The 17,445-nt window shown below is 59.5% G+C and carries 16 protein-coding genes; 5 read left to right on the top strand and 11 right to left on the bottom strand.

Annotation, left to right across the window (positions count from 1 at the left end; genetic code table 11):
• Positions 1 to 40 precede the first annotated feature (40 nt).
• From ABUK12_RS24550 to ABUK12_RS24525, 6 genes are all read right to left on the bottom strand, one after another.
• Positions 41 to 823 (bottom strand): anti-sigma factor family protein, encoded by a 783-nt coding sequence (locus ABUK12_RS24550; protein WP_410014260.1) that lies wholly within the window; start codon positions 821 to 823, stop codon positions 41 to 43.
• Positions 820 to 1,341: a sigma-70 family RNA polymerase sigma factor gene (locus ABUK12_RS24545; RefSeq protein ID WP_410014259.1), complete on the bottom strand. Its 522-nt coding sequence runs from the start codon at positions 1,339 to 1,341 to the stop codon at positions 820 to 822. The genes ABUK12_RS24550 and ABUK12_RS24545 overlap by 4 nt, the downstream gene beginning before the upstream one ends.
• Positions 1,342 to 1,366: 25 nt before the next feature.
• A complete protein-coding gene (locus tag ABUK12_RS24540) occupies positions 1,367 to 2,815 on the bottom strand; it encodes a YncE family protein (RefSeq protein ID WP_410014258.1) in 1,449 nt (482 codons plus the stop codon).
• A 31-nt stretch (positions 2,816 to 2,846) separates the two neighbouring features.
• Positions 2,847 to 3,287, bottom strand: a complete 441-nt coding sequence (locus ABUK12_RS24535) for a DUF305 domain-containing protein (RefSeq protein ID WP_410014257.1) — start codon at positions 3,285 to 3,287, stop codon at positions 2,847 to 2,849.
• Positions 3,288 to 3,887: 600 nt separating this feature from the next.
• Positions 3,888 to 4,211, bottom strand: coding sequence for a DUF202 domain-containing protein (locus ABUK12_RS24530; RefSeq protein ID WP_410014256.1), 324 nt, complete (start codon positions 4,209 to 4,211; stop codon positions 3,888 to 3,890).
• Complete coding sequence (locus tag ABUK12_RS24525) at positions 4,208 to 4,609, bottom strand: YidH family protein (RefSeq protein ID WP_410014255.1); 402 nt, start codon at positions 4,607 to 4,609, stop codon at positions 4,208 to 4,210. Before ABUK12_RS24525 ends, ABUK12_RS24530 begins: the two co-directional genes overlap by 4 nt.
• Before the next feature lie 282 nt (positions 4,610 to 4,891).
• On the opposite strand from ABUK12_RS24525, the gene ABUK12_RS24520 reads away from it, so the two are divergent.
• Positions 4,892 to 5,419 carry a hypothetical protein gene (locus ABUK12_RS24520; protein WP_410014254.1) on the top strand — a complete coding sequence of 176 codons (528 nt, stop codon included), beginning with the start codon at positions 4,892 to 4,894 and terminating at the stop codon, positions 5,417 to 5,419.
• 88 nt (positions 5,420 to 5,507) lie between these two features.
• On the opposite strand, the gene ABUK12_RS24515 is transcribed toward ABUK12_RS24520, so the two are convergent.
• On the bottom strand, positions 5,508 to 6,791 hold the full coding sequence (locus tag ABUK12_RS24515) for an MFS transporter (protein WP_410014253.1): 1,284 nt from the start codon (positions 6,789 to 6,791) through the stop codon (positions 5,508 to 5,510).
• A gap of 545 nt (positions 6,792 to 7,336) precedes the next feature.
• Here ABUK12_RS24515 and ABUK12_RS24510 point away from each other — a divergent pair.
• Both ABUK12_RS24510 and ABUK12_RS24505 read left to right on the top strand, forming a co-directional pair.
• On the top strand, positions 7,337 to 8,191 hold the full coding sequence (locus ABUK12_RS24510; protein ID WP_410014252.1) for an oxidoreductase: 855 nt from the start codon (positions 7,337 to 7,339) through the stop codon (positions 8,189 to 8,191).
• Between the two features lie 165 nt (positions 8,192 to 8,356).
• Positions 8,357 to 9,526 carry an amidohydrolase gene (locus ABUK12_RS24505; protein ID WP_410014251.1) on the top strand — a complete coding sequence of 390 codons (1,170 nt, stop codon included), beginning with the start codon at positions 8,357 to 8,359 and terminating at the stop codon, positions 9,524 to 9,526.
• Positions 9,527 to 11,226: 1,700 nt separating this feature from the next.
• Here ABUK12_RS24505 and cbl read toward each other — a convergent pair.
• The 4 genes from cbl to ABUK12_RS24485 form a co-directional block, all read right to left on the bottom strand.
• The gene (cbl, locus tag ABUK12_RS24500; RefSeq protein WP_410014250.1) at positions 11,227 to 12,183 is read right to left on the bottom strand and encodes an HTH-type transcriptional regulator Cbl; all 957 of its coding nucleotides are present in this window, start codon (positions 12,181 to 12,183) and stop codon (positions 11,227 to 11,229) included.
• A gap of 268 nt (positions 12,184 to 12,451) precedes the next feature.
• On the bottom strand, positions 12,452 to 13,162 hold the full coding sequence (locus ABUK12_RS24495) for an aspartate/glutamate racemase family protein (RefSeq protein WP_410014249.1): 711 nt from the start codon (positions 13,160 to 13,162) through the stop codon (positions 12,452 to 12,454).
• Complete coding sequence (locus tag ABUK12_RS24490; RefSeq protein ID WP_410014248.1) at positions 13,159 to 14,169, bottom strand: D-cysteine desulfhydrase; 1,011 nt, start codon at positions 14,167 to 14,169, stop codon at positions 13,159 to 13,161. The genes ABUK12_RS24495 and ABUK12_RS24490 overlap by 4 nt, the downstream gene beginning before the upstream one ends.
• A 35-nt stretch (positions 14,170 to 14,204) precedes the next feature.
• A complete protein-coding gene (locus ABUK12_RS24485) occupies positions 14,205 to 15,236 on the bottom strand; it encodes a malate/lactate/ureidoglycolate dehydrogenase (protein WP_410014247.1) in 1,032 nt (343 codons plus the stop codon).
• Positions 15,237 to 15,528: 292 nt separating this feature from the next.
• On the opposite strand from ABUK12_RS24485, the gene ABUK12_RS24480 reads away from it, so the two are divergent.
• Positions 15,529 to 16,533: an ABC transporter substrate-binding protein gene (locus tag ABUK12_RS24480; protein ID WP_410014246.1), complete on the top strand. Its 1,005-nt coding sequence runs from the start codon at positions 15,529 to 15,531 to the stop codon at positions 16,531 to 16,533.
• 32 nt (positions 16,534 to 16,565) lie between these two features.
• The gene (locus ABUK12_RS24475; RefSeq protein ID WP_410014245.1) at positions 16,566 to 17,420 is read left to right on the top strand and encodes an ABC transporter ATP-binding protein; all 855 of its coding nucleotides are present in this window, start codon (positions 16,566 to 16,568) and stop codon (positions 17,418 to 17,420) included.
• The last annotated feature ends 25 nt before the right edge of the window (positions 17,421 to 17,445 follow it).

Below are 17,445 nucleotides of genomic sequence, written 5' to 3'. Positions count from 1 at the left end.
GGCCAGGCAGAATCCTGGCATTAGTCAGGCACGGCCGTCCTTAGAGCCTATGGGCGGCGGTATAGGCGGCGATGGCATTTTGCACCGGCTGCGCGCGGCGGCTGTTTACCGGACTGACCACGGCGTAGCTGTATTTATTGTCGCTCCAGTACTGCGCCAGCAGGTTGCCGGCCTCGCGTTTGCCGCTCTTCAGGCCGTTGCTCCCCGATGGCCGGATATAATAGGTCACCCGCACCCCCTGGCTATCCTGATAAACGATTAACGCCGACGGACCGGTATCCGTCGCCATCAGGCGCCCCCCGACCAGGGTGAAGCCATATTCCTCCAGGTTGGGCGGCATGGCGCCATTGATAAAATAGCGGCTGACCCAATTGTCCATGTCACCGCGGTTATCGGCCACCACGTCCAGCACCGGCAGTTTATCCTGGCTGAACAGCTGGTAGGCATGTACCGCGTCCTCCATCGGCAAGGCATGGCGCTGCATCTCCAGGTCCCGGAACTGCCAGCCGGCAATACCGCCCGCGCCCAGGGAAAAAAGCAGCGTAAAGGCCAGCGCCAAGCGCGTCTGTCGCCGGGACTGGATGCGGCGGCGGATTGCCTGCGCCTGCACAAGACGGGTCTGGAGGTCCGGCGCCTGCGTCAGGGATTCGTCATGGGTCAAGGCGACCCGCAGCCGCTGGGTTTCAGTTTGCCAGCCGGCGACCCTTTTCGCCGCCTCGGGATGCCGGGAGAGGTAGTGCTGGACCCACCGGCGCTGCGGCTCATCGAGCTGGTTGTCCACATAGGCGTGTAAATCATTTTCAGTGGGCGTCCGGGTCATCATTTTAATCTCCTTAACGACGGATTAACGGGCGCGGCGGTGCCTTCCGCCAAATCGTGCAATTGCCTGCGCGCGCGCGACAGCCGCGACATCACGGTACCCAGGGGGATGTCCAGGGCCTCGGCCACTTCCTTATAACGCAAACCCTCGACGGCGACGAGCAGCAGGATGGCCCGCTGATCGGTGGGAAGCGAGGCGAACCCCGCCAGCACGCCATCCGTCAGCGCCAGGTCCTCCGGCGAGGCGGCATATTCCTCCTCTCCCTTAAACAGCGATAACAGACGTAAATAGCGTTTTTTGCGGCGCTCCCCGTCGATAAACTGCCGGTACAGAATGGAGAACAGCCATACCCGCAGGTTGTCCTCATGTTGCAGGGCCGCATAGGCGGTTAACGCTTTTTCCAGGCCGGACTGGACCAAATCGTCAGCCCCGGCGGGATTGCGCGTCAGCCACAGGGCAAAGCGCCGCAGCTGCGGCAGTACTTCCCTTATCTGGCGATCGGTAAGCCCGGACATGGTCATCAGCTTCCTTTTATGACATGGCGCGTTACAACGCCTGGATTTGCACCGGCGCGCCATAGTTTTCGGCGGTCCCTTTCACCACCACCAGATAGCGGCGTTCCGCCTTGCGGTCCTGGCGGACGACCTGGCGAATCGGTCCGATAGCGTTAACAATCGCCGCGCCCGCGGGATTGGTCATAAACGCGCTTAACGGCTGTACCCCGCCGCCGCCGTCGGGGCGCGTGGCCAATGCCAGCAGATAAGCCTGTTTGGGCTCCAATCCGGTCACCGCCGCCTGCAACACCTGCGTCAGGCCCTGGTCAAACAGCGATACCGTGGTCGGTGCCGGCCCCCCCGCCGCGCCGACGCGCCGCAACGCCAGATGCGTGGCCTTCCCGGCCACGCCCAGGGTTTGTAAACCGGCCCTGCCGTCCCCCTCCGGCACCGCGTTGGGCACATAAGCCAATGCCTGCGGCGCCTGGCCGATGGGAATGGTGGCGGTAACTTTATTGCTTAACGTATCGATAACCGCCAGCGCATCGTCATTTTCCAGGCCGACATAAACCCGGCTGCCGTCGGCGGACGGCCAGACGCCATGGGGTAAATTGCCTACGGCGATAGTAGCCGCCTGGGTGAAATCATCGGTGCGGAACACTTTTACCTGGTTGAGTCCGCCAACGCTAATATACGCGAAGGTGCCTTTGGCATTATGCGCGATATTGACATGATTGGTAATAGGTCCGGTATCCAGCGTTTTCAGCAGCTGAAAAGGCGGCTGCGCGGCAAACACCTGGGTTTTCCCCGAGTCCTTAAGGGTAAACCACACCTGTTTGCCGTCGGGCGTGGCCGCAATATTCGGGCAGAACGGGCTGGCCTGTTTCACCCGTCCGACAATGGCGTGATCGGCCACGGAAACCACCACTGTTTCAGGATTAAAGGATGAACAGATATAGCCGTATTTGCCGTCCGGCGAAAAAATCTGCATGCCCGGCCCGGCCGGCACCTTGATACGCAGCTTTTCCTCATAACTGGCGGCGTCCAGTACGGCAATATAATCTTCGCCGCGCACCGTGACCCACACTTCCCGGCCGTCGGGGGTAAAAAACGCCTCATGGGGCGCCCGCCCCAGATAGGTGGTGTGTTTCACCTGGTTGGTGGCGGTAGCGATAAAGGTCACGGAATTGGTGCCGATGGCGACCACCGCCAAGGTTTTACCGTCCGGAGAAAAGCCCAGCCCGTGCACCAGCACCTGGCCGCGATACAGCGGGCTGAGGTTGCCCGGCTGCGGATCGCCCAGGCGAATGACCCCCAGCAGGGTATTGTCCGCCGGGTCGGTGACCGAAAGGGTATTGGAAAACTGTTCGGCGGCGTAGACCCGGTCATGATGGCTGACGGGGATATCGGCGCTTGCGGCGGCGCGCGGCGCCTGCCCTGCCCAGCCGGACAGCGGCGCGGTAAGCAGGGTCAGCGATAGGGCCATAAAGGATGATTTCATGATGGTTGTCCTTTCAGTGGGAACTATGACGTTAATGTCCGGCGCGCGCGCTGCCGGCAGGGATGAGATCTGGCGCCGGCGCGCTTGCCGGCAACGGGTCCCCCAGCGCCTGGCGCATGGCGGTGATTTCCTGCTGCTGGGTTATGATAATTTCCTGCGCCATGCGGCGCAGCCGCTCGTTACGGCCATAACGCAGCTCCGCCTGCGCCATGGCGATAGCGCCCTGGTGATGGGGCGTCATCATGGCGACAAAATCGCGATCGACGTCGCCGCTGGGCGTCAGCGTCATGGCGGTCATCATTTGCGTCATCGCGGCATCATTCTCGCGCAGGAAAGGCGCTTCAGTGGCCGGCCCAGCCGTATCGGCGCCCGCCGTCGCGGCATAACTATCACCATGGGCATGGGCGGCGGTCATTAGCAGGGCCGCAAGTATGCCGGCGGCGGACCACCGGCAGCGTGGGGTGAAAGGCATCTTATCTCCGTCAAAGCGGTGCATAGGTACGGATAAGACGCGCGCGGATACGGATTATTCCCGGATGCGATTTTTTTTGCCGCCCGGCGGGACGATAGCGGCTACGCGCAAGATTGCCCGCGGGCCGGCCATTAACCCCATTTTGCTTATTACATAAGCAAAATGGTTGTTCAGTCACACTCGTTTCATCCTGTTAAGGCCACAATGATGACAGGTGAAAGGGAGGTGACTTATGCAAACTAACGACATTACTTTTCTCGCAGCGCTCGCCGTGATTATTATTGGTTTTGTTTCGTTTATGTATGCATGATCGGAGAGGATGACTGGACGATAGAGACAGAGAAGCGCACCGACAACCTTTGCTGTACTCCCTCTTGCGAGGAGGTAAGTGGCCGATGCGCTTTTCTGAGGAAAAAAGCCCCGTCACCGGGGCCGTCAAAAAATGACGTTATCCTTTCCGGCGCTTATCTCCGGCGCTCATGACCCGGGGCCAAGGCGTTAGCTCTGTAAAGGATGATGTGTATATTAAGATTATTCTTAAGACCCTGCAGTGATAAACATCACAGTTCCATAGCATTGCTGGTTATTATGGTTTTTTCCTCAGCCCAGCGCCGACAGCACGGTCATGACACTGACCGACAACACGGTCAGCATGGTCAGCGCCATCATCCAGCGGCCTTGCCCGGCCGAACGCGTCAGACGGCCATATCCCCACAGCCACATCATGCCCGCCAGGATTAACAATAGCGTTCCGCCGGCCAGCAATAGCCGGTTGCCGCCCGTCGCCGCCGCGCGCAGCAGCAGCAAGGCGTTAACGGCGGCGACGAAAGCGGTGCGCGACCAGGCCAGGCAGGTACGCTCAGGCTGCAGGCCGGGGTCCGGCGGCGGTGCGCCGCCGGCGCCGGGCAAGAGAGGTCCGCTCATGGCATCAGGATTAGCACGGTCAACGCCAGGGCCACGGCCGCCACAAACAGCGCCATCATCAGCAGCAGAGGGGTCTGCGGCAGGGAGGCGCCGGTGCGCATGGCCAGCTCGCTGGCCGCCCAGCGGCGGTACGCCATGATGCCAAGGCTTGCCGCCATGACGGACAGCAGCACCGCCAGGGCCGCGCGCACCTCATGCGTTCCCAGGCCCAGCGCGAATTGATCGATGCCCACCGCGCCCGCCAGAAAAGCCAGCGCCGTGCGAATCCATGCCAGGAAGGTGCGCTCGTTGGCCAGCGAAAAACGGTAGTCCGGCGGTTTACCCTGCTGCCACCAGCGGCCGCCGCCCTGGGAAGGGAGGGTTTGCGAAGGCGCTTGCTTATCGGTTTGATTGTCCATAACGGCCTGTTAACGGCGCGCGGCGCCGACGGTAAAAAAGTGGTGGAATCGCCCGGGAACAAGATAGCCCAAACCGGCCGGAACCTGAAGCGACACTTTATCCGCGCATGGGTTTTTCCCCGGCGTTTTGCCGGTCAATAAGACATTCACCGCCGCCGTCCTTGCGCAAACGGCGTCATTAGGCCGTTATTTAAGTCATGTGTTCCATTATCATCATTTTCATCTTTCCCTTTTTCCGCGGGATTTCCACAGTGTTCCCCCATGACAGGAGTACCATCGGTAATGAATAATGCTTATTTAAACACACGCTATACCCGTTACGATCATTCGCCGGCGTTTTATCAGGGGAATATCGACCGCTCGTCAATCAACGCACGCTACAACTTCGCCCCCCCCTCCATTCCTTATGGTCCTTATGGACGCACGTCCATCAACTCCACCACGTTTCCCCTTCCTGAAACGGTGAGCAACACGCCGCTGGCCCTCTCTTCCCCCGCGCCCGTGAAGAACGGCATCGCCGGGGCCACGCAGACCGGCACCGGCGTGAGCGCGGGCAAAGCGTCCGCCGCCCGGATCGTGCCGGCCGGCAATCCGACGAAAACCTATCCGCGCTATAAAGCGCCGGTCAATACCAGAAATGCGTCCATGTCCGGCCCGGCGTCATTCACTGAGTATGGCCGCGGCCCCGTACGCGGGGCGGTTGCTCCCCTCTCCCCGCATGACGAACCGCCGCCGCCCTACGCAAAAAAACCGCCGCGGGATAATGCCCTGTCAGGCTGCCTGCCCTGGAGACGAAGTGATAAAAAATAGCAACGTCCCGGCCGGACTGCGGCGCGGGACGTCATCTTTCGCTACAGGGACGTAGGTCCGTCCCGGCATAGTGATTGTCGTTATACCGCTAGACCACAGGCGTTGGCTGCAGCGCCGTTTTATCGGGACGCCCTTTTACCACGGTCCAGACGATAATCATCGCCGTAATTTCGAATATCGACAGCATCAGGAACAGCGGCGAGAAGCCGATAATGCCCACCAGCGCGCCGACCACCAGGGTAAACAAGGTCGAACCGCCCCAGCCTATCATGCCGGTCAGGCCGTTGGCGGTGGCGACTTCATTGCGGCCGAAGAGATCCGAGGACAGCGTAATCAGCGCGCCGGAAAGCGTCTGATGGGCAAAACCGCCGAAGCACAGCATGGCGATGGCGAAATACGGGCTGTGATATAAACCGATAAGCCCGGGGCCAATCATGCACAGCGCGCCGACGGTCACCACCAGCTTGCGCGACACGATAAGCGTAACGCCGAAATGTTTCTGGAAAAAGCCCGGCATATAGCCGCCGAGGATACAGCCCACATCGGCAAACAGCAGCGGCATCCAGGCAAACATGGCGATATGCTTTAAATCAAAGCCATAGACTTTCCATAAAAATAACGGTACCCAGGCATTAATCGTGCCCCAGGCCGGCTCGGCTAAAAAGCGCGGAATAGCGATACCCCAGAATTGGCTATCCTTGAGTAATTGGCTTACCGGTACTTTTTGTGTATTGCTGCTGTGATGGCGGGATTCCTGTCCGGCATAGATATATTCGCGTTCTTCAGAGGAGATATTTTTATGTTTATCCGGGGTATTATATAATTTGTACCAACCCACCGCCCAGATTAAACTCACCCCGCCGGTTAACAAAAACGCGAAGTTCCAGCTGTGCACCATAATCGCCCAGGCCACCAGCGGCGGCGCCAGTACGCCGCCGACAGCGGCGCCGGCGTTGAACCAGCCCACGGCGACAGGACGTTCCCTGGCCGGAAACCATTCGGACGAGGCTTTGAGGCCCGCCGGGATCACCGCGGCTTCCGCCATGCCCAGCGCGCCGCGCAGGATACCCAGCGCCACCCAGCTGCCGGCGAAGGCGTGGGCCATATTCAGCACCGCCCAGGCAATGGCGAACAGCAGATAGCCCAACTTGGTGCCCAGCAGGTCCAGGATGTAGCCCGCCACGGGTTGCGTCAGGGTGTAGCAACCTTTGAATATGGCGTCGATATAGGAATATTGCTGCACGGTAAAATGCATCTCTTGCATGATGGTCGGCGCCGCCACTGCCAGCGAATTGCGCGCCAGATAGTTAAGCACGGTGGCCAGCATCACCATTCCGATCATATACCAACGTAAGTTTTTTATTATCCTCATCTTTTACCATCCCAGAGAAATGAAGTGAATATTGAGAGCGCAACTTTGATGATCACAAAAAGAAACAAAAATTCATTTAAATTGAAATACCGTTTCTATTTGACGCGGAGTATATTATCGCCTTTTAGCATTTGGCGTGATTAACCTCACAGAAACTTGAGATTAGGTTTTTTTTCAGCACTTTTTTTTAGTTTTAAAAAAATATTTTACCGGGATATGGATAAATTTTATTGGCGGACCGCCGGCGGGAAAACAAGGCTAAATAATGAAACGACCGATAAATGATAGCTGCATTACATTATTCCGCCATGATTTAGCGGATGTTGCTTTATTGATTAACAGCACCATTACAAATCCGTCATTATCCGGTAATGACATGGACTGAACGGTTATTTATGGCGCCGACGCGGCATGGCGGGGCGCCGTTTCCCCCCGGTCAGCATCATCCGTCGGTTGCAACCCGGGCCGGGGTATTACACTATGCTAACCAGCCGCTTTGCCGCCTGCGTGTAACGAGGCTCTTATCCTGAACAATCTGGAGAATAATGATGACGCAACACGAAAAACCAGTATGGTTTATTACCGGCTGCTCCACGGGTTTCGGCCGGGAACTGGCCGGCCATACCCTGTCTTTGGGTTATCCGACGGTCGTTACCGCGCGTAATCCGGACCAGGTCAACGATCTGATCGCCGGCCATGAGGATCATGCGCTGGTCTTAACCCTGGACGTCACGCGCCAGGAACAGGTGGACGCCGCCGTGAGCGCCGCGCTGGAAAAGTTCGGCCGTATCGATGTGCTGGTGAACAACGCCGGCATCGGTTATTTCGGTTCGTTCGAAGAGAGTGATATGGACGATGTGCGCCGCATGTTCGATATCAACGTCTGGGGCCTGACCGCCATGACCCGTGCCGTGCTGCCGGCCATGCGCAAGCAGCGCAGCGGCACCGTGGTCAATATCTCCTCCATCGGCGGCATTACCACCTTCCCCTCGCTGAGTTTTTACCACGCCACGAAATTCGCGGTGGAAGCCTTGTCCGAGTCGCTGGCGCAGGAAGTGGAACCCTTGGGCATTAAGGTGCTGATCGTCGAGCCGGGGCCGTTTCGCACCGACTGGGCCGGCCGTTCGGCCAATGAGGCGCCGCAGACCATCGCCGACTATGCCGAAACCGCGCATGCGCGCGCCCGCGTCAGTCGCGATAACAGCGGCAAGCAGCCGGGCGATCCGGTGCGCGCCGTCAAGGCCATCGTCAAGGCGGTGGAAGCCAAGCAGCCGCCGTTGCGTTTACTGCTGGGCAACCCCGCGCTCGAAAACGCCCATAAAAAAATCAAACTCCTGCAGCGGGATTTTGATGGCTGGGCAGACGTCACCCGCGGCGCGGATTTCCCTAAAGACGAGTAACGCCCGGCTCAGCATGCAGAATAAAGGGGGCGGCGGCGGCCCCCTTCCTGCCATCAGACCCGATGGCTATGTAATATAACCGAACAGTATTTACTGCAATTTAACATTAACCGCTAAGATAATTTTTTATCCGATATTCATTATCTCACAAAAGGGTCATACCCTATGTCTGGCAATATTGCTGAAAAATTGATTAGCTGTCGACGCGAACTGCACGCCTATCCCGAATTGTCCAACCAGGAATTCGCCACAACGGAAAGGATCACCCGTTGGCTGACGGAGGCCGGCATCCGGATTTTACCGTTAGCGCTGAAGACCGGCGTGGTGGCCGAAATCGGCAAACAACCCTTTCCCCTGATCGCCCTGCGCGCGGACATCGACGCGCTGCCTATCGATGAAGTTTCCGGCGTACCGTTCAGTTCGCGCCACGAAGGCGTTATGCACGCCTGCGGCCATGACGTCCATACTTCGGTGATGCTGGGGGCGGCGTTGTTATTAAAAGCGCGCGAAGCCACCCTGCCGGGCACGGTGCGGATATTGTTCCAGCCCGCGGAAGAAAATTTCAACGGCGCCTGCCATTTGATTGACGCCGGCGCGCTGGAGAACGTGTCGGCGGTATTCGGCATGCATAACGCGCCCGAGCTGCCGGTGGGCACCTTTGCCACCCGGCGCGGCGCGTTTTATGCCCATATCGACCGTTTCCAGATTACGGTGACCGGCAAGGGCGCCCATGCGGCCAAACCCGAGCAGGGTATTGATACCATCGTGACCGCCAGCCAGATTGTGAACGCGCTGCAAACCCTGCCGAGCCGGAATTTCAGCTCGCTGGAATCGCTGGTGGTGAGCGTGACGCGTATTCAGGGCGGCAATACCTGGAACGTGCTGCCGCAAACGGTGGAGCTGGAAGGCACAGTGCGTACGCATAATGTGAAGGTGCGTGAGAAAGTGCCGGATATTCTGACCCGGGTGATTGACGGGGTGGCCAGCGCCATGGGCGCGGAGGCGTCACTGTCGTGGTATCCGGGGCCGCCGGCGGTGGTGAATACGCCTTTCTGGGCGGATTTCAGCCAGCGGGTGGCCGCCGACGCCGGTTATCAGGTCCAGGAAGCGGAGCTGCAAATGGGAGGCGAGGATTTTTCCCTGTATCTGCAGCAGGTGCCGGGGACCTTTGTCAGCATCGGTTCGGCCAGCGAATTCGGTCTGCACCATCCGCGGTTTAATCCCGACGAGCAGGTGATTTATCCGGCGGCGGCCTATTTCGCGCGTTTGGCCGATGAGGCGCTGTCCGCGCTGCTAGTGACGCAAACCAGCGCGCAAGCGGCTTCGGTGGATTAACGCCGGGCTGGCGGCACGTTCCCTCTTTAACACGTCTGCTTTGAACCCGGCGAGGGAGGGCATGCCATGGGGCCCCGGCCGGGTGGGAAAGCCGCGACTGATTTAACCTTATAGATAGACGTGCATTTCCTATAACTTGTCGTGGGTAGATGCGGCGATCGCAGTTCTGGCGCGCTTATGCGGCCGTGGATGGGTTAGGTCGCGGCGGTGAGGTGTATGTTGCCGCGGCGGTAAGGTTTATGTTGCCGCGGTGGTAAGGTTTATGTTGCCGCGGCGGTGAGGTTTATGTTGCCGCGGCGGTAAGGTTTATGTTGTTGCGGCGGTGAGGTTTATGTTACCTCGGCGGGGGTTTCGCTTGCCGTGCGTTCGGCGGTTATATGGAATGCCGGGCGCCGGCAAGCGACAAAGAGGCCGTACCGCGACGGCCTCCTTGACCTCCGCGCGCCCGGCAGGTCGCGCGTCGCTGCGCGATGCCTTCCGCCGCCTGTGCCCCCGTTATGCACCGGCCCGTTATGCGCTCCCGGCGCAACCGGGCCTTTCGCCGCTCCCGGCGGCTCATGCCGGGGGCATAGGCGCCGTCAGCGCGCTTTATGCCGGTCCACATGTCGCTTTCGCACTGCATATTATGAAGCAACAGCGGCGCTGTTGCTTGGGACAGGGTCTGGCATCGGCATATGAGTGACCGTTAGGGGATACAACGGGTATGGAGTGCGGCTGGCACAGCGAAAAGCAAGTCATACAGGCATACAGGTATGCAGTCACGCAGTAAGGCATACATCATTTAGCGTTAAGTTTTAACAGTAAGCATGACGCTTTTAGCTTTTAGCTTTTAGCTTTTAGCTTTTAGCTTTTAGCTTTTAGCTTTTGGCTTTTGGCTTTTAGCCATCAGACTGCAGACGTTAGCCCAAAATGGATGCTGATATTTTTCCCGGTAAGTACATGCCGCAAGAAACCCAAAAACGCTATTTTACTCACAGGCGATGGTGTTGACCTGGTGCCGGCATAGAGTGCGCCGGCGGCGCGCATCACGGCTGGATGAGCCGCCGGGAGCGGCGAAAGCCCGGATTGCGCCGGGAGCGCATATCGGGCGGTCCAAAAGCCGGGATGGGTGATGTCGGGCACCGCGCAGCGGCGCACGATCTGCCGGACGCGCGGAGGTCAAGGAGGCCGTCGCGGTACGGCCTCTTTGTCGCTTGCCGGCGCCCAGCATTCCATATAACCGCCGAACGCACGGCAAGCGAAACCCTCACCGCGGCAACATAAACCTCGCCACACGCCACAAACGAAGCCTTCGCCGCAGCAGCATAAACCTCGCCACACGCCACAAACGAAGCCTTCGCCGCGGCAACATAAACCTCGCCACACGCCACAAACGAAGCCTTCGCCGCGGCAACATAAACCTCGCCACACGCCCCTTCGCCGCAGTAGCATAAACACGCAAGCGCAACTCGCAAGCGCCCCCCCGGCCAAGGCTGGCCGCTGCAGATTTACATTCAGAAAAAAGGTTTATCTCTCTATGTCATTGCGTGCTACACACAGCAGCCAGCTGACAAGATCACCAGATCATTACCGGCCGAAACACTGAACTTGCGCGACGGTGACTCGGGCGGGCGGGAAAACCATGCCCCATTCGCCCCATAGGCACGCACTTCCCTCAACACCTTTGCGCGACGTTGACGGGCCGGGCGGTGCGCCCGGGGTTAGATTTGATAATCCAGCGCGGTCTCGAGAGCGTGAGGCGAAAGCACCTGTTCCTCGATTTCGGTCAGGGACAGCTGGGGGTTGCAAAGCTGGATAAAGCGCCAGGCATATTTGCGCTGCAGTTGGCCGCGTTTTACCCCCAACCATACGGTGCTGGCTTCGAACAGATGCTCGGCGTTGAGGCTGACCAGTCCGGTATCGCGCTCGCGATTGTAGGACATGTCCGCCAGCAGGCCGACGCCGAGTCCCAGCTCGACATAAGTTTTGATAACATCGGAATCCTGGGCGCTGAGCACCACCTCCGGCTTCAGCCCCGCGGCCTGAAAAGCCACGTCCAGCCTGGAGCGGCCGGTGATGCCGCGCCGGTAGGTAACCAGCGGATATTCGCTGAGGGTTTCCAGCGTTATGTCACCCGCCTGCGTCAGCGGGTGGCCTTCCGGTACCAGTACCGTATGGTGCCAGCTGTAATAAGGAAACGCCGCCAGTTGATCTTCGCCCATCAGCTTTTCACTGGCGATGCCCACGTCCGCTTCGCCGGATTGCAGCATGGAAACAATCTCCTCCGGGCTGCCCTGGTTCAGCACCAGGCGCACGCGCGGATACAGCGCGCGAAACTCCTTGATCACCGCCGGCAGGCTGTAGCGCGCCTGGGTATGGGTGGTAACAATGGAAAGTTCGCCTGAATCATTATTGGCAAAAACATCGGCGATGCGCCGAATATTATTGGCGTCGCTTAATATACGTTCCGCCACTACCAGCAGGGCTTTACCCGGTTCCGTCATGCCGATTAAACGTTTACCGCGGCGGATAAAAATTTCCACGCCCAGCTCTTCTTCCAGTTCACGAATATGGCGGCTGACGCCGGACTGGGAGGTAAATAACATACTGGCCACGTCAGTCAGGTTATAATTGCACCGGGCGGATTCCCGAATAATACGTAGTTGCTGAAAGTTCACGCGACGCCCCTCCTTTATCTTTAATATGGCTATATTCATACCGAGTAATAGCTAAAGGGACAAATAAGAAAAAACGGTAACTTATAGTTTTTTATACTAAGGAAAAACGCGGTAACACTTTAACGCGGGAAAATAATAAAAAGACAGGCTTAACAGTAGGTTAAATTTTATCTTTTTTGGCCGGACATTATCACCCGGCGACGACGCGGCGCGTGCGGCGGCTAAAGCAAAAATTTTTCTAAGCTTTTGCCTTTAGCCGCTAAGTCAATCAGGCGCCGTCGCGGTACGCCAGCCAATGCCGGACGGCGGCCCGGGCCAGCGCCCGGGTCGGGTCAACGCTTACCGACCGCCAGGGTGAGTCGATGGCCGCAAAGGCCGGCGGCACCTCGGTGCAGGCCAGGATCAAGCGTGCGGCGCCACGCGCCGCCAGCGCCTGCGCAAGACGAGACAATAGCTCGCCGCCGCCGCGCAGATCGCCGCGTTTTACCGCATAGCAGCCGGGCACAAACCATTCCCGCATCTCCTGCGGCAGCGGCGTCAGCGTTTCGCCGCCCAGCGCGGCGATGCGCTGCTGGAACCAGCCGGCGTCCAGCGTGCCCTGCGTGGCGATGAGCCCTATCCGTTCGCCCCGCTCCGGACGCAGGCTGTCCAGCGTGGCGTCGGCAATATGCAGCAGCGGCGCACGGCTGGCCGCCGCCAGCTCGCCATACCAGTGGTGGGCGGTATTGCAGGCGATAAGGATATGGCTGGCGCCGGCGCCGTTGAGCCGGCGCACGCCGTGCAGTAGCTGCGGCAGCGGCGACGGACCGGTGCCGGCCAGCGCCTGCTGCCGGTCGGCGACTTGCGGTACGTTCCAGGCCACCACCGGCGCATGCTGCTGATCGCTGTGCGCGGGGGTTTCCTCGATGATTTTCTGCATCAGGTCGACGGTGGCCAGCGGCCCCATCCCCCCCAGGATCCCCAGCAGGAAACGGCTCATTGCTGCGACTGCTCCAGCAATTGGCGATAGCCGAACAGTCCCGCCGAGCCGCCGGTATGGATAAAGACCACATTCTCACCCGGCTTGAACTGCCCCTGGCGAATCAGGTCGATCAACCCCGCCATACCCTTGCCGGTATAGACCGGGTCGAGCAAGATGCCCTCGAGCTGCGCCAGCAGGCGCAGGGCTTCCAGGGTACCGTCGGTGGGCAGGCCGTACCCTTCCCCCACATAATCGCTGTTGACCTTGATGCGATCGCGGGGCAGTTCGCCGCGCGCGCCAAGCAATTGCCAGGTGCGGGAGGCCAGCGCATAGACATTTTCTTCCTGTTTGGCCTTGGGGGCGCGCACGCTGATGCCCAGCACAGGAATGCCGCTGTTGCTGGCTTCCAGCCCGCTGACCAGGCCCGCCTGGGTGCCGGTGCTGCCGGTGGCGTGGACGATATGATCAATGCGCAGCCGCTGTTGGCTTGACTGGTAAAGCAGTTCCTCGGCGCAGGCCGCGTAGCCCAGCGCGCCGATGGGATTGGAGCCGCCGCCCGGGATGACGTACGGCCGGTGGCCCTGGGCGCGCAGGGTGTCGGCCAGCCGTTCCATGGCCGCCTGCATATCGGTGCCGGCCGGCAGATGTTCTACGATGGCGCCGCCAAGCAGGTTATCCAGCAGGATATTGCCGGAGCGTTGGTAATCTTCGCCGAACCGGTCCACCCGCGTTTCCAGCAGAACCTGCGTTTTCAGGCCAAGTTTGGCGGCGCCGGCAATGGTCTGGCGGACATGATTGGATTGGGTCGCCCCCTGGGTTATCACCACATCGGCCTCCTGGCGTACCGCGTCGGCCAGCAGGAATTCCAGTTTGCGCGTTTTGTTGCCGCCGCTCGCCAGGCCAGTGTTATCGTCGCGTTTGATATACAGGGTCGGACCGCCGAGGTAGCGGCTTAAATTGGGCAAGGCTTCCAACGGGGTGGGAAACTGCCCCAGGGTCAGACGGGGAAAACGGGCCAGATGCATAATATTTTTCCTGGATTGAGAGCGAGAATGAACAATCAGAGTGTCGCGGCGCTGGGGGTTGCCAGCGCCGCCAGTTGCCGCCAGCTGGTCTCATCGATAAATAGGCCCTGGCTGAGGCGTTGTTGATATTTTTCCTGCTCGGCGTCGCCGGGCAATAATAAGGCGTTGTCGTCGCGGGAGCTGCGCACCCAATCGAGCAAGCCGGCGATTTCCCGGCGATAGCTGTCGGCGCCGCCCAGTTTTTCCGGGTCGATAACGATCGACAGCATGCTGTTGAGGATGCGCTGCTTATCCCGGTTGTCATGGCGCTCGGTCATGCCGCCGGTCAGCGCCGCGCCGAGGAGCGAGCAAACCACCGACAGGCCCGACCCTTTATGCTGGCCGAACGGCAGCAGCGCGCCGAAAGGCTCGGTCATCAGCCAGCGCGGGTCGACGGCGGGCTGCCCTTTATCATCGACGATGCATCCCGGCGCCAATGGCTGGCCGGCGTTCCAGGCCAGCCGCGCCTTATTGCCGGCGATAATGCTGGTGGCGAAATCCAGGATCAGCGGATGCCCCCCCGCCACCGGAATGCCGACGCAAAACGGGTTGGTGCCCAGGCGCGGCTGCACCCCCTGCCAGGGCATCACCGGCGAACGGCTGTTGACATTGGCAAAGTGGATGGAGACCAGCCCGGCCTGCGCCGCCTGTTCCGCCCAGGCGCCGATGCGTCCCAGATGGTGGGCGTCGGCCAGGCCGATAACCGCGACACCGTATTCCCCGGCGCGCCATATGCCGGCATCCATGGCCTGGCGCCCCACCACCTGGCCGAACCCCTGGCCGCCGTTGAAAGACAGCACGGCGCCCGCGTCAAGGGTGACGGTGGCGCGGGCATCGGGATGCAGTCCGCCTTCGGCGATGGCGGCGATATAGCGCGGCAACATGGTCACGCCGTGGGAGTCATGCCCTTTCAGGCAGGCGTCCACCAGATTATCCGCCACCATGGCGGCCACGTCAGGCGCGACCTTGATATCCGTCAGCCGGGCGGCGACATAGTCGCGCAAAAAGGAATGCTGGAAAAGCGGCACGTTATATTCTCCTGGCGTTGCACGGCGCCCTGTTTATTGCCATGAACATCATGCTTAATCGTTGCCGCCACTATATCGCCGAAGAACTTTCCACCCAAAGACAACAATTAACTATCGATAGACGTAAAATGACTTTAGGTTATTATCGTTTATTGCCATTAATGCACTAAGCAAAGTTAAATAACGCATAAACATCTGCTTCTAATTTATTCCAAAAAACGATTTAACAATTATCACCGCATCACTTTATGATGGCGGGAATCATTTTCTTCTCTATTCTGGGATAACATTAATGAATGTTTTGTTCAAAGGTATCGGCATCATTGCCGCCTGCGGTATTTTCCTGGGCAGCGTCCCGGCGCGGGCGGAAGGCACCATCAGCATCGCGCAGCAGTTCGGCATCGGCTATCTGATCCTTGATGTGGTGCGCGACCAGCAGCTGATTGAAAAGCACGGCAAAGAGCAGGGCCTGGATATCAAAGTGGACTGGCACAGCATTTCCGGCGCCACGGCGATGAACGAAGCGTTGCTGACCGGCGCGCTGGACGTGGCCTCCGCCGGGGTGCCGCCGGCGCTGACCGTTTGGGACCGCACCCGCGGCAAACAGAATGTCAAGGCGGTGGCCGCTCTCGGCTCGATGCCCAATTACCTGCTGAGCAATAATCCGGCGGTGAAAAGCGTCAGCGACCTGAGCGATAAAGACCGGATCGCCGTCCCCGCCGCCGGGGTAGGGTTTCAATCCCGCACCCTGCAAATTGAAACCGCGCGCCTGTTCGGCAACGCGGAATATAAAAAATACGACAGCATTACCCTGAGCCTGCCGCATCCCGACGCGACCAGCGCGCTTATCTCGGGCGGCGCGGAAATTACCGCGCATTTTTCCAGCCCGCCGTTTCAGTACCAGGCGCTGGAACATGCCAATATCCACAAAATACTGAGCTCCTACGATGTGCTGGGCGGCAAAGGCACGTTTAACCTGCTGTACGCCACCGAAAAATTCCATGACGAAAACCCGAAAACCTATAAGGCGTTTTTTGACGCCCTGGCCGAGGCGGAGCAGATCATCAAAGCCGATAAAAACGCGGCGGCCAAGACCTATATTCGCGTAGAGCAATCCCATCTGCCGCTGGAGCTTATCGAGAAAATTGTCAACGATCCGGAAAATGACTTTACCATCGCGCCGCAGAAAACCTTTGTCTACGCTGAAAAACTGCATGAACTCGGCATCCTGAAAAACAGCGCCGGCTCGTGGAAGGATTACTTCTTCCCCGAAGCCTACGCCCTGCCCGGCAGTTGAATCCGGGCTTCCGGTTAAAAGGAAAACGCACCATGACATTACATATCCAGCAGGCTCCGGATAACGCGCCGCTGTTGCGGGTAGGCGCTTTGAACCTGGAATACCGCACGCGCCAGCGCGTGGTGCGGGCCACCCATGATGTCAGTTTTGATGTCTTCCCGGCCGATCGTTTTGTGTTGCTGGGGCCGTCGGGCTGCGGCAAATCGAGCCTGCTGAAAGCCGTGGGGGGTTTTTTGCCCGCGGTCGGCGGCAGCATTCTGCTGGACGGCGAACGCGTCACGCAGCCCGGGCCGGACCGGCTAATGGTGTTTCAGGAGTTCGATCAGCTGCCGCCCTGGAAAACCGTGCTGGAAAACGTCATGTTCCCGCTGCTGGCGAGCGGCAAGGCCCGGCGGCCCGAAGCCCATGAACGCGCCGGGTATTTTCTCGACAAGGTGGGGCTGACGGCGTTTGCCGATGCTTATCCCCATACCCTGTCCGGCGGCATGAAACAACGGGTCGCCATCGCCCGGGCGCTGGCGATGGAGCCGAAGGTACTGCTGATGGACGAACCTTTCGCCGCCCTCGACGCCCTGACCAGGCGCAAAATGCAGGAGGAATTGCTGGCGCTGTGGGAAGAGGTGCGCTTTACCCTGCTGTTCGTTACCCATTCCATTGAGGAAGCGCTGGTGGTCGGCAGCCGCATCCTGCTGCTGTCGCCCCATCCAGGACGGGTGCGCGCGGAGATGAACAGCCATCAGTTCGGCATCAACGACTTCGGCGGCAGCGATTTCCAGCAGGCCGCGCGCCGCATCCACGACCTGTTATTCAGCGATCCGGCGGCGTCCCAGACCGATCGCGCGGTCGCGGACAAACCACGGTTTAAAGTGGTCGGCGGCGCGCGATGATCATTTTTAGCCCTAAGCCATACCG

It is taken from the genome of Sodalis sp. C49, assembly GCF_046352915.1.
Lineage (GTDB): Bacteria > Pseudomonadota > Gammaproteobacteria > Enterobacterales > Enterobacteriaceae > Acerihabitans.
This window is presented reverse-complemented; position numbering and strand designations above follow the sequence as displayed.

Bases quoted from the DNA above. Each gene is read 5' to 3' on its own strand.
- ABUK12_RS24475 (WP_410014245.1), top strand. From the start codon at position 16,566: ATGACATTACATATCCAGCAGGCTCCGGATAACGCGCCGCTGTTGCGG.
- ABUK12_RS24505 (WP_410014251.1), top strand. From the start codon at position 8,357: ATGTCTGGCAATATTGCTGAAAAATTGATTAGCTGTCGACGCGAACTG.
- ABUK12_RS24550 (WP_410014260.1), bottom strand. From the start codon at position 823: ATGATGACCCGGACGCCCACTGAAAATGATTTACACGCCTATGTGGAC.
- ABUK12_RS24515 (WP_410014253.1), bottom strand. From the start codon at position 6,791: ATGAGGATAATAAAAAACTTACGTTGGTATATGATCGGAATGGTGATG.
- ABUK12_RS24480 (WP_410014246.1), top strand. From the start codon at position 15,529: ATGAATGTTTTGTTCAAAGGTATCGGCATCATTGCCGCCTGCGGTATT.
- ABUK12_RS24540 (WP_410014258.1), bottom strand. From the start codon at position 2,815: ATGAAATCATCCTTTATGGCCCTATCGCTGACCCTGCTTACCGCGCCG.
- ABUK12_RS24520 (WP_410014254.1), top strand. From the start codon at position 4,892: ATGAATAATGCTTATTTAAACACACGCTATACCCGTTACGATCATTCG.
- ABUK12_RS24495 (WP_410014249.1), bottom strand. From the start codon at position 13,162: ATGAGCCGTTTCCTGCTGGGGATCCTGGGGGGGATGGGGCCGCTGGCC.
- ABUK12_RS24530 (WP_410014256.1), bottom strand. From the start codon at position 4,211: ATGAGCGGACCTCTCTTGCCCGGCGCCGGCGGCGCACCGCCGCCGGAC.
- ABUK12_RS24545 (WP_410014259.1), bottom strand. From the start codon at position 1,341: ATGACCATGTCCGGGCTTACCGATCGCCAGATAAGGGAAGTACTGCCG.
- ABUK12_RS24535 (WP_410014257.1), bottom strand. From the start codon at position 3,287: ATGCCTTTCACCCCACGCTGCCGGTGGTCCGCCGCCGGCATACTTGCG.
- ABUK12_RS24510 (WP_410014252.1), top strand. From the start codon at position 7,337: ATGATGACGCAACACGAAAAACCAGTATGGTTTATTACCGGCTGCTCC.
- ABUK12_RS24490 (WP_410014248.1), bottom strand. From the start codon at position 14,169: ATGCATCTGGCCCGTTTTCCCCGTCTGACCCTGGGGCAGTTTCCCACC.
- ABUK12_RS24525 (WP_410014255.1), bottom strand. From the start codon at position 4,609: ATGGACAATCAAACCGATAAGCAAGCGCCTTCGCAAACCCTCCCTTCC.